At 60.3% G+C, this 9,923-nt stretch carries 13 protein-coding genes; 7 read left to right on the plus strand and 6 right to left on the minus strand.

Annotated elements, in window-relative coordinates; all coding sequences use genetic code 11:
• Positions 1-69: 69 nt before the first annotated feature.
• Positions 70-420 carry a hypothetical protein gene (locus CFII68_RS09315; protein WP_018610037.1) on the minus strand — a complete coding sequence of 117 codons (351 nt, stop codon included), beginning with the start codon at positions 418-420 and terminating at the stop codon, positions 70-72.
• A 263-nt stretch (positions 421-683) separates the two neighbouring features.
• Between CFII68_RS09315 and CFII68_RS09310 the strand changes: the two genes are divergently transcribed.
• Positions 684-1,505: a shikimate 5-dehydrogenase gene (locus CFII68_RS09310; protein WP_018610038.1), complete on the plus strand. Its 822-nt coding sequence runs from the start codon at positions 684-686 to the stop codon at positions 1,503-1,505.
• A gap of 6 nt (positions 1,506-1,511) precedes the next feature.
• Here CFII68_RS09310 and CFII68_RS09305 read toward each other — a convergent pair whose 3' ends face one another.
• Positions 1,512-2,159 carry a YceH family protein gene (locus CFII68_RS09305; protein WP_018610040.1) on the minus strand — a complete coding sequence of 216 codons (648 nt, stop codon included), beginning with the start codon at positions 2,157-2,159 and terminating at the stop codon, positions 1,512-1,514.
• A gap of 130 nt (positions 2,160-2,289) precedes the next feature.
• Between CFII68_RS09305 and CFII68_RS09300 the strand changes: the two genes are divergently transcribed.
• Positions 2,290-2,799 (plus strand): DUF1993 family protein, encoded by a 510-nt coding sequence (locus CFII68_RS09300; protein ID WP_018610042.1) that lies wholly within the window; start codon positions 2,290-2,292, stop codon positions 2,797-2,799.
• A gap of 216 nt (positions 2,800-3,015) precedes the next feature.
• Here CFII68_RS09300 and sstT read toward each other — a convergent pair whose 3' ends face one another.
• Positions 3,016-4,248, minus strand: coding sequence for a serine/threonine transporter SstT (gene sstT / locus CFII68_RS09295; protein WP_033062740.1), 1,233 nt, complete (start codon positions 4,246-4,248; stop codon positions 3,016-3,018).
• A 281-nt stretch (positions 4,249-4,529) separates the two neighbouring features.
• Here sstT and CFII68_RS09290 point away from each other — a divergent pair, with 281 nt between their 5' ends.
• On the plus strand, positions 4,530-5,690 hold the full coding sequence (locus CFII68_RS09290; RefSeq protein WP_018610045.1) for an MFS transporter: 1,161 nt from the start codon (positions 4,530-4,532) through the stop codon (positions 5,688-5,690).
• Here CFII68_RS09290 and nhaR read toward each other — a convergent pair.
• Complete coding sequence (gene nhaR, locus CFII68_RS09285) at positions 5,687-6,583, minus strand: transcriptional activator NhaR (RefSeq protein WP_018610047.1); 897 nt, start codon at positions 6,581-6,583, stop codon at positions 5,687-5,689. The genes CFII68_RS09290 and nhaR overlap by 4 nt on opposite strands.
• A gap of 139 nt (positions 6,584-6,722) precedes the next feature.
• Here nhaR and CFII68_RS09280 point away from each other — a divergent pair, with 139 nt between their 5' ends.
• Both CFII68_RS09280 and CFII68_RS09275 read left to right on the plus strand, forming a co-directional pair.
• Entirely contained in the window at positions 6,723-6,974 is a 252-nt protein-coding gene (locus CFII68_RS09280; protein WP_018610049.1) for a hypothetical protein, read from the plus strand.
• A 26-nt stretch (positions 6,975-7,000) separates the two neighbouring features.
• The gene (locus CFII68_RS09275; protein ID WP_014339310.1) at positions 7,001-7,750 is read left to right on the plus strand and encodes a TerC family protein; all 750 of its coding nucleotides are present in this window, start codon (positions 7,001-7,003) and stop codon (positions 7,748-7,750) included.
• An 83-nt stretch (positions 7,751-7,833) separates the two neighbouring features.
• Here the strand turns inward: CFII68_RS09275 and CFII68_RS27740 are convergent, their stop codons facing one another.
• Positions 7,834-7,998, minus strand: a complete 165-nt coding sequence (locus CFII68_RS27740) for a hypothetical protein (protein ID WP_018610052.1) — start codon at positions 7,996-7,998, stop codon at positions 7,834-7,836.
• A 223-nt stretch (positions 7,999-8,221) separates the two neighbouring features.
• Between CFII68_RS27740 and CFII68_RS09270 the strand changes: the two genes are divergently transcribed.
• Positions 8,222-8,899: a lipoprotein gene (locus CFII68_RS09270; RefSeq protein ID WP_018610053.1), complete on the plus strand. Its 678-nt coding sequence runs from the start codon at positions 8,222-8,224 to the stop codon at positions 8,897-8,899.
• A gap of 100 nt (positions 8,900-8,999) precedes the next feature.
• Complete coding sequence (locus CFII68_RS09265; RefSeq protein WP_018610056.1) at positions 9,000-9,197, plus strand: DUF6021 family protein; 198 nt, start codon at positions 9,000-9,002, stop codon at positions 9,195-9,197.
• 280 nt (positions 9,198-9,477) lie between these two features.
• Here CFII68_RS09265 and CFII68_RS27745 read toward each other — a convergent pair whose 3' ends face one another.
• On the minus strand, positions 9,478-9,882 hold the full coding sequence (locus tag CFII68_RS27745) for a hypothetical protein (RefSeq protein ID WP_018610057.1): 405 nt from the start codon (positions 9,880-9,882) through the stop codon (positions 9,478-9,480).
• Between the last annotated feature and the right edge of the window lie 41 nt (positions 9,883-9,923).

A 9,923-nucleotide genomic window follows, 5' to 3' on the forward strand; every position in this document is an offset into this window, starting at 1 on the left:
TTAACCAGCGAATATGAAAAAGCCTGTGATCATTGATCACAGGCTTTTTTGTGCCACCCGGAAGGCTGATTACCAGCGACCGTAATGACCACGAGGCGGGCCATAGTAGTAGCCCCGTGGTGGCCCGTAATACACCGGCGCTGGGCGATAGTAGATCGGTCGCTCTACATACACCGGCTGCGGCTGGTAGTAGACCGGTGGTGGAGCCTGGTAGTAGACCGGCTGTGGCTGGACATAGACCGGTTGCTGCACATACACCGGCCGGTCACGGTTGATGAGGGCCGAGCCAACGATGGCCGAACCGACGATGGCGCCAAACACTGCGGGCCCCTCCCAACCACCACGACCGTGGGCGGATGCCTGGCCGGTGACCGCGAGTGCCCCCAGGAGCAGGGCGATGATGGGAAGTTTACGATTCATGGCTGTTCCTCGTTTCGGCCCCGACGCCTGTAGTCTGCAACAGACCCGATGAGAGTCGCGGGGATACTTGCTATGACAGCGATTTTCTCGGGATTTGCGACGCCGTTGGGTAAATATTGTGTAAGGTCTGTAGCGCTTTTCTTTACCGCGCCGCGTCATCCGGGGGCCTGAGACCGGGTCGGGGGCTGGCGGTATCATCATCGAATAAAACCTTTCGCAGCGGTGATTCCGTCTGTCCGAAAGTGAATTGCAAGGAGACACGCATGCAGATCAATCCCAACAAAGACACCCAACTGTGCATGTCGCTATCGGGGCGTCCCGGAAATTTCGGCCTGCGCTTTCATAATCACCTGTATGAACAATTGGGCCTGAATTTCTATTACAAGGCGTTCAGCAGCCAGGATTTGCCTGGAGCTGTGGGCGGTATCCGTGCCCTGGGGATTCGTGGATGCGGCGTGTCGATGCCGTTCAAGGAAGCCTGCATAGCCCTGGTGGACGAGCTGGATCCTTCTGCCGCGGCGATCCAGTCCATCAACACCATCGTCAATACCAACGGCCATCTGAAGGCCTACAACACTGACTACATCGCCATCGCCCAGTTGTTGCAAAGCCACGCGGTGCCCAAGGACTCGACCTTTGCCTTGCGTGGCAGCGGCGGCATGGCCAAGGCTGTGGCCAGTGCCTTGCGCGATGGGGGCTACAAGAACGGGCTGATCGTTGCCCGCAATGAAGCCGCCGGGCGAGCCCTGGCCGAGTCCCTGGGTTATGAATGGCAAGCTGACCTGGGCACCCGGCGGCCACAGATGCTGATCAACGTCACGCCGATCGGCATGACCGGCGGCCCGGAGGCCGACCAGTTGGCGTTTGAGCCCGAGACCATCGCTGCGGCTGATACCGTGTTCGATGTCGTGGCGATCCCGTCGGAAACGCCACTGATCGTGCGCGCCCGGGCCGAAGGCAAGCGGGTCATCACCGGGCTGGAAGTCATTGCGATCCAGGCCCTGGAGCAGTTCGTTCTATATACCGGCGTGCGGCCCAACCTGGAGCAATTTGAAAAAGCCGTGGCCTTCGCCCGATCGGCGTAGGCGCTGCTATTCCAGCCGCGACAGGCGTTCTTCCAGGGCCGCGATCCGGGCTTCGAGTTCTTCGATGCGCTCCAGCGAGACACCACCGCCGGCGCCGCGCTCTACCGGGTGCTGGCGGGCGGCGAGAATGGCCTCGATGTCCGCCGGATCGCCCATGGCATGCACATAGCGGTCTTCGCGCTGGCCGGCCTGGCGTGGCACCAGCAGCGCCAGCCCCCGGGCGATCAGGCGTTCAAGCTGGTGCACGACTTGTTCGGCGTCTTCGAAGTCATGCATCCGTCCGCTGCGGGTCAGTAGCTCATTGACGGTTTGCGGGCCACGCAGGAACAGCAGGCCCATCAGGATCACCTGGGCCGGCACCAGCTCCAGGGCTTTGTCGACCCTATGCTCCCAGCGGTCGGCGCGGCTGCCCATCACCAGTTTGGTAAAGCCGCGACCTTCCAGTGCCCGCAGGCTCTGGCCGACCTGGCCGGGGTTGAGGTTCATCACCGGTTCGCGGCTGGTTTTCTGGTTGCAGGCCAGTACCAGGGCGTTGAGGGTCAGCGGGTAGGTCTCGGGGTTGGTGGCCTGTTTCTCGACCAGCGCGCCGAGGATGCGGATTTCCGTGCTATTGAGCCGCGGTTCTTCAGCCTGCTGTTGTTCTTCGATGCTCATCGCGCGTTCCCTATGCTGTGGAAGCCGCCTAGCCTAATCCTTGCGCAATAAAAGACAAGCCGTGCAACAAGCCGTGGCTATAATCGCAGCCGTTTGATTCATTCTTTCCTGCCACCTGCATGAGATTGCCATGACTATTTCCCTGTACGCCGCTTCCGTCCCGGTTTTCAAGCAGATGCTCAACGCGTTGAGCGACGTTCTGAACAAGGCCGAAGCCCACGCCACCGCGAAGAACATCGATCCGAACGCCTTCCTGCAAGCCCGCCTGTACCCGGACATGTTCCCGTTGGTGCGCCAGGTGCAGATCGCGGTGGACTTCGCCAAAGGTGTGTCTGCACGCCTGGCCGAGATCGAAGTGCCGAAGTACGAGGACAGCGAGACCACCTTCGCCGAGCTGCAAGCCTTGATCGCCAAGGTCCTGGCCTTTATCGACGGCATCAAGCCTGAGCAGATCGATGGCAAGGAAGGCATCGAAATCGTCACCCGTCCGGGCACGCCGAAGGAAAAGCGCTTCAGCGGCCAGAACTACCTGCTGACCTACGGCCTGCCGCAGTTCTTCTTCCACGTCACCACCACCTACGCCTTGCTGCGCCACAATGGCGTGGAAGTGGGCAAGCGCGACTACATGGGCGCGTTCTAACCCCGCAGGCATGAAAAAGCCCGGGACGGTGTTGGCCGTTCCCGGGCTTTTTTGTGGCTTCATATTTGGGTGATTCTGATCGACCGAGGCGCCTGCTTCGCGAGCAAGCCCGCTCCCACAAGGGTTATGTGGTGAATACAAAACCAATGTGGGAGCGGGCTTGCTCGCGAAGGCGGTGGATCAGTTGTCACATAGGGTTGAGCTTGCCCCAATCCATTACGCCGTACGCGCGAGCTTCTCTTCCTCGCCCAGGCACGCCGCCGCTGTGAACAGCACATCCGTCGACGAGTTCAACGCCGTCTCCGCCGAGTCCTGCAGGACACCGATGATGAAGCCCACCGCAACCACTTGCATGGCGATTTCGCTGGGAATGCCAAACAGGCTGCACGCCAGGGGAATCAGCAACAGCGAACCGCCGGCCACTCCAGATGCGCCGCAGGCGCAAATGGCCGCGACAACGCTCAGCAGCACCGCCGTTGGTATATCCACCGCGATACCCAGGGTATGCACGGCCGCCAGGGTCAGTACGGTGATGGTAATGGCAGCGCCCGCCATGTTGATGGTCGCGCCCAGTGGGATCGACACCGAATAGGTGTCTTCGTGCAGGCCCAGGCGTTTGCTCAGTTCCAGGTTCACCGGAATATTCGCCGCCGAGCTGCGTGTGAAAAACGCCGTGATACCGCTCTCGCGCAGGCAGGTGAACACCAGCGGGTAGGGGTTGCGACGCAGTTTCCAGAACACGATGAGCGGGTTGACCACCAACGCCACGAACAGCATGCAGCCGATCAGTACGGTGAGCAGTTGCAGGTAGCCGAGCAGGGCGCCGAAACCGGAGGTCGCCAGGGTCGAGGCCACCAGGCCGAAGATCCCCAGTGGGGCGAAGCGGATCACCAGGCGCACGATCACGGTCACGCCGTTGGACAGGTCTTCGAGCACGGAGCGGGTGGTCTGGCCAGCATGACGAATGGCGATGCCCATGCCGATGGCCCAGGCCAGGATGCCGATGAAGTTACCGTCCATCAGCGCCCGGACCGGGTTATCCACCACACTCAGCAGCAGGCTTTGCAGCACCTCGCTGATCCCACCGGGCGCCGTGACTACGACGTCTTGGGTCGACAGCACGAGGCTGGAGGGAAACAGCGTACTGGCAACCACCGCGACCACCGCTGCGGCGAAAGTGCCCAGCAGGTAGAGGAACAGAATCGGCCGGATATGGGTTTCCTGGCCATGCTTGTGGTTGGCAATCGATGCCATGACCAGCACGAACACCAGGATCGGCGCCACGGCCTTGAGCGCGGACACGAAGACCTTGCCGATGAATGCGGTGGACTTCGCCACGTCGGGCGCCAGCCATGCCAGGACAATACCGGCGATCAGACCGATGATGATTTGCGTCACCAGGCTGGTGCGTTTGAGGCGTTGCATAGGGGTAACGGACGAAGCTGTCATAGCGGCATCTCTGATTTTATTGTGTGCGACGGTCGACGCGTCAGGGCAACAAGCGGGCAGGCCACATGAGCGGACCGTGAGAAAGTACGGCGTTTGCAGGCCGCGGACTTTATCACAGCCCGATGAAAAATCTGACGGACCTGTGACGATCCGTCACTCGGGTGTTCAAGCGCGTTTTGTCTGGTGGACGCATTCTGTTAGGCTTTGCCTTCATCACCTTTCTATACCCGCCAGCGAGCCCATGGGCTGACGCTGGTGTCGTCGTTTCGCTGGAGTTCTGCATGTTGTTACCCATTTTCCTGTTGTCGGCTGCCGGTTTTACGGTGCTGACCACGGAATTCGTCATCGTTGGCCTGTTACCCTCTATCGCTCGCGACTTGCAGGTCACCATCCCCCAGGCCGGGCTGCTGGTGACGTTGTTCGCGTTTACGGTGGCGGCGTTCGGGCCATTCCTGACGGCCTGGTTCGCCCGCTTCGAGCGGCGCAAGTTGTTTATCAGCGTGCTGGTGATGTTCGGTCTGGCCAACATGCTCGCCGCAGTCGCCCCCAACATCTGGGTGATGGCCGTTGCCCGGTTGATCCCGGCCCTGGGCCTGCCGGTGTTCTGGGCGCTGGCCAGTGAAACGGCGGTGGACATTGTCGGGCCACAGTTGGCCGGGCGGGCCATCGCCCGAATCGGCTTTGGCATCGTCTGTGCCACGGTGTTCGGCATTCCTGTGGGCACGTTGATTTCCGATGCGTTTGGCTGGCGCAGCGCATTCGCGATCCTGGCGGTCATTGCCTTTGCCAAGGCCTTGCTGCTGTTTATCTACTTGCCGAAAACCAACCTGCACCAGCATCAGGTGAGTTTTCGTTCGCAATTCAAGATCCTGCGCAGCCCGTTGATGCAAGGGCATGTGCTGTTGTCGATCCTGGTGTTCAGCGGCATGTTCACTGCCTACACCTATCTGGCAGATATCCTTGAGCGCCTTGCCGGATTCGATGGCACCCTGGTGGGCTGGTGCCTGATGGGCTTTGGCGCCGTTGGGCTGCTGGGCAATTCCCTGGGTGGTCGGGCGGTGGACCGGCATCCGTTGATCGCATCGATGGTCTTCTGCCTGTTCCTGATCGGCGGCATGGTGGCGTTGGTGCCGAGCATTCATTCGCCCCTCGCGCTGGCGGCGGCGATGGGCATCTGGGGCGTGACCCAGGCGGCCTTGTTCCTGGTCAGCCATGTGCGGCTGATGAAGGCGGCCCCGCAGGCCCCGGCCTTTGCCGCCTCGTTGAACATCGCCGGGGCCAACCTGGGGATTGGCCTGGGGGCGATGGTCGGTGGCCGGGTCATCGATACCCTGGGCTTGGGCAGTGTCGGGTTTGCGGCGGCCGGGTTCATCTTCGTATCGATCCTGTTGGCGTTGCTCCTGATGACCTTCAAGCCTCGCGCCACCTGCATGGATAGCTAAGCGCTGAACAACTCGCGACGGGCGCCTTCGGCAATCGCGACGATGCCGGGATGGCTGACCTTGCGCTCCACGGAAATGGCGTAGAAGGATTCGCTCACCGCATCGGTCTGGCCGATCACTTCTACGCCGTACTGGCGCTTGACCTCTTCGGCGATCACGCTCGGGCCGATGAAAATCCCGCTGCCTGATTGGCCGAAGGCCTGCATCAATGCGCTGTCGTCGAACTCGCCGACGATGCGCGGCTGGATCTGTTGCTCGGCGAACCAGCGTTGCAAGCGGCTGCGCACCACGGTTTCCGGCCCGGGAATCAGCAGCGGAGCGTCATGCAGGCTGTGGGGGAAATCCTGCCCGTAGCGTTCGGCCAGCGCGGCGGTGGCGAAAAAGCTGATCCCGCATTCCCCCAGCTTCTGGCTGTAGCCCTTGATGTCCAGGTGAGTCGGCATCGGGCTGTCGGAAATCACCAGGTCCAGACGCTGGATCGCCAGGTCCGCCAGCAGCCGTTCGAGCTTGTCCTCGCGACAGGTGATGCGCAGCGGCTCGTTCAACTCCATGGTCGGCGCCAACAGCCGATAGACGATGGATTTGGGCACCACATCCGCCACCCCGACCCGAAACAGGGTTTGCTGCTCGTTGGGCTGGGCCCGCAACATCAGCTCCAGCTCGCCGCCCAGCTGAAACATGTGTTCGGCGTAGGGCAAGGTCTGGCGGCCGGCCTCGGTCAGTTCCAATTGTCGCCCGACACGGCGAAACAGCTTGAGGTTATAGGTCTGCTCGAACAGGGAAATCTGCCCGCTGATGGTCTGTGGGGTCAGGTTCAACTGCTCGCACGCTCGCACGATGCTGCCGGTTTTTGCCACCACCCAGAAGTAATGCAATTGTCGGTAGTTGAGCATGGATTCACCGATGTTCGTAAAAACCGAAGTATAACCGCTGAAAATACGAATTTTCCTGAACTATTCGCGTCTCTAGAATGCCTGGTCATTGGCGGGCCACTTTCGCGCACCTTCTATTCTCTCAAGAGGCATTTATTCCATGACATACAAATCCCTGGGGCTTGCAGCCCTGTTGGTGATGTCCGCAACGACGCTGGTGGGCTGTGAACAGGCTGAAAAAAGTGCCCAGCAACTGATGGGGCAGGCGGCAGAAACCGCCAAGCAGGCCATCGACGACACCCACAAGGCCGCTGAGCAGGCGATCAGCGAAGCCACCGGCGGCTTGATCAGCCCGAAGAAAGAGCCGGCGGACGAAGCCGACGAAACCCAAACCCCTACTAAAACCATCTAACGCGTCACATCAGTCAGGACTGCCCCATGGATTATCTTTTACAGCTCGCCGCCAGCCCCACCGCGTGGATCGCCCTGGCGACTCTGGTCGTGATGGAAATCGTGCTTGGCATCGATAACCTGATCTTCATTTCGATTCTGACCAACAAGCTGCCCCAACAGCATCGTGCCAAGGCGCGGCGGATCGGTATCGGCATGGCGCTGATCCTGCGCCTGGGCTTGTTGAGCACCATTGCCTTTATTGTGCAGTTGACCGAACCAGTCATCGAAATCCTGGGCCAGGCGTTCTCCTGGAAAGACATGATCCTGATCGCCGGCGGCCTGTTCCTGCTGTGGAAAGCGACCACTGAAATCCACCACAGCATGGACCCAGCACCGGATGATCCCAAGTCGGCCACGTCCGGCGTGACCCTGGGCTTTGCCGCGGCAATCGGTCAGATCCTGATGTTGGACCTGGTGTTCTCCATCGACAGCATCATCACGGCCGTGGGCATGACCGAGCATTTGCCGATCATGATCATCGCAGTTGTCGTATCGGTGTTGGTGATGCTGCTGGCGGCCGAACCGCTGGCCAAGTTCATCAATGACAACCCGACAGTGGTGATGCTGGCCCTGGGCTTCCTGATCATGATCGGCATGACGCTGATCGCCGAAGGTTTCGGTGCTCATGTGCCCAAGGGCTATATCTACGCGGCCATGGCGTTCTCGGCGGCAATCGAAGTGTTGAACATGTTGTCCCGTCGGGCCAAGGAAAGGGCATTGGCTGACAACGCCTGATGTCAGGCAGACAGAAGCCACCCGGGTCCAGGCCCGGGTGGCTTTTTTTTGGATTTGAGAACTATGGGTTTGAAAGCGAAAGGTCAGTGTGCGGCGGCGTGGCGCCGGCTAGGTTTGGCGGCTTTTTCCGATGGCGCTGGTAGCGTGTGATGATGGCGTCGAGTGATCCGAAGCACGCCCCACAGCATGGCCATGGCTACGCTCAGCCAGCCGAATATCAGCATCAGAATTGTCGTGGTCAGGCTCATCTGTGCCTCCTTTTATCCCCGGTCCGGGATCACTCACCTAATACATGGACAGTCTAGTCGCTCAAGTGTTGCAGGTAGTCGATCTGTGGCGGTTGGGCACGGATCGCTTCGTTCTATCGCGCTCGTAAAACTGCCGTTATGGCTATACCCAGGGCTGTGTGCACCTTATGATCGTCGACCCAAGCCTGGCCCGGATGCCGGGTACCTGAACAAGAGAGTCATCATGTCGCCGGTCATTTCATCTTTTCGATCACTGGTACTGGCGGTGTCCTGCCTCGTCGCCCTGGTGGGGTGTGCGGGCAGTGTTTCGCCACAGATCCAGCGCCTGCCCGAACGGGTGGAGCTCAACAGCGTGCCGTTCTTTCGCGGCGAAATGTACCAGGGCGCCCCGCAGTCCCTGGCGGCCCTGCTGACGTTGCAAGGCACGGTGATCACCCCGGGGCTGCTGGAGAAACCGTTGCACCTGCCGGGTGGTGAAGCCGGTTTGCAGCAGAATATGCAAACCCTGGCGCGCGAATACGGGTTGCTGGTGTATCCCCTCGACGCCAAGCTGCCCGCGCTGTTGGAGCAGGTCGCGGCGGGCTATCCGGTGTTGGTGCGCTATACCGACGGTTCGGCGTTCTGGGCCGAGCCTCGGTATGGGATTCTCGCCGGCTACAACCGTCAGAAGCAGACGGTATTGCTGCGCTCAGGCATGAACCGGCGGCAGTTGATGAGCTTCAGTGCCTTTGAATCGGCCTTCAACGGCGCGGGCGGCTGGGCGGTGCTGGTCCAGCGACCTACGCAGCTTCCGGCCAATGTCGACTCGCAGCGGTGGCTCAAAGCGGCGGGTGAATTGGCTGGGGCCGGGCAGGAGCAAGCTGCGGCCCGGGCCACCAAGACCTTGGAAGCGGCGCATTGATCGTTCACCCCGTTCGTCACTTGCCCGGCACAACCTGGGAGGCCTGAGGCTCTTATCGTCAGGGTTGGGCATTTTCCGACCGTGATTGGAGGAGGCACGCATGGCACAGTCGAAAACACCTACGGGGCCGCATTCGTCAGAGCATTCCAGTGGTGATGACCTGGGGTTTGATCCGGATTCGCCGGACCTTGAGGATCCCCAGGTTGATCCGGTAGGGCCGGCCAAGGCGCCTCTGGACAAGAAGGAGGATGAGCGCAAGCCCAAGCCTTATGATCCGCTGGGTGATCTGAAGGTCTAGGCATTGTTTGTTCCGAGAGGCTTGGTTTGGTGTGTATATCCGTTTCTTCGGTAACGGCTGCCTATGGTTCCGCTCTTACAGCGGCTCACTTTTGGAAGAGCGCCAAAAGTAAGCAAAAGCGCTTTGCCCCACCACTCGGCACCTCGCTTAGGCTCGGTGTGCCCTCACTCCGGCATTGCTCCGTGGGCCGCCGCGAAGGGCCATCCATGGCCCAGCGCGGCTATCCCGGCATCCATGCCGGGATGCCCACTCCACAATGCCTGCGTTCGGCCAGCGTGGTTTAACGGGGCGTCCAGATCAAGATCCAAAGCAACAGCAACAGCAACAGCAACAGCAACAGCAACAGCAACAGCAACAGCAACAGCAACAGCAACAGCAACAGCAACAGCAACAGCAACAGCAACAGCAACAGCAACAGCAACAGCAACAGCAACAGCAACAGCAACAGCAACAGCAACAGCAACAGCAACAGCAACAGCAACAGCAACAGCAACAGCAACAGCAACAGCAACAGCAACAGCAACAGCAACAGCAACAGCAACAGCAACAGCAACAGCAACAGCAACAGCAACAGCAACAGCAACAGCAACAGCAACAGCAACAGCAACAGCAACAGCAACAGCAACAGCAACAGCAACAGCAACAGCAACAGCAACAGCAACAGCAACAGCAACAGCAACAGCAAGAGCGGGGCTCATGCCGGCATCTATGTGGCTGAGCCACCGC

This window comes from Pseudomonas sp. CFII68, assembly GCF_000416195.1.
GTDB classification, from domain to species: domain Bacteria; phylum Pseudomonadota; class Gammaproteobacteria; order Pseudomonadales; family Pseudomonadaceae; genus Aquipseudomonas; species Aquipseudomonas kilonensis.

Bases quoted from the DNA above. Each gene is read 5' to 3' on its own strand.
- CFII68_RS09305 (WP_018610040.1), bottom strand. From the start codon at position 2,159: ATGAGCATCGAAGAACAACAGCAGGCTGAAGAACCGCGGCTCAATAGC.
- CFII68_RS09300 (WP_018610042.1), top strand. From the start codon at position 2,290: ATGACTATTTCCCTGTACGCCGCTTCCGTCCCGGTTTTCAAGCAGATG.
- CFII68_RS09315 (WP_018610037.1), bottom strand. From the start codon at position 420: ATGAATCGTAAACTTCCCATCATCGCCCTGCTCCTGGGGGCACTCGCG.
- CFII68_RS09275 (WP_014339310.1), top strand. From the start codon at position 7,001: ATGGATTATCTTTTACAGCTCGCCGCCAGCCCCACCGCGTGGATCGCC.
- nhaR (WP_018610047.1), bottom strand. From the start codon at position 6,583: ATGCTCAACTACCGACAATTGCATTACTTCTGGGTGGTGGCAAAAACC.
- CFII68_RS09270 (WP_018610053.1), top strand. From the start codon at position 8,222: ATGTCGCCGGTCATTTCATCTTTTCGATCACTGGTACTGGCGGTGTCC.
- CFII68_RS09280 (WP_018610049.1), top strand. From the start codon at position 6,723: ATGACATACAAATCCCTGGGGCTTGCAGCCCTGTTGGTGATGTCCGCA.
- CFII68_RS27740 (WP_018610052.1), bottom strand. From the start codon at position 7,998: ATGAGCCTGACCACGACAATTCTGATGCTGATATTCGGCTGGCTGAGC.
- CFII68_RS09310 (WP_018610038.1), top strand. From the start codon at position 684: ATGCAGATCAATCCCAACAAAGACACCCAACTGTGCATGTCGCTATCG.
- CFII68_RS09290 (WP_018610045.1), top strand. From the start codon at position 4,530: ATGTTGTTACCCATTTTCCTGTTGTCGGCTGCCGGTTTTACGGTGCTG.
- CFII68_RS09265 (WP_018610056.1), top strand. From the start codon at position 9,000: ATGGCACAGTCGAAAACACCTACGGGGCCGCATTCGTCAGAGCATTCC.
- sstT (WP_033062740.1), bottom strand. From the start codon at position 4,248: ATGACAGCTTCGTCCGTTACCCCTATGCAACGCCTCAAACGCACCAGC.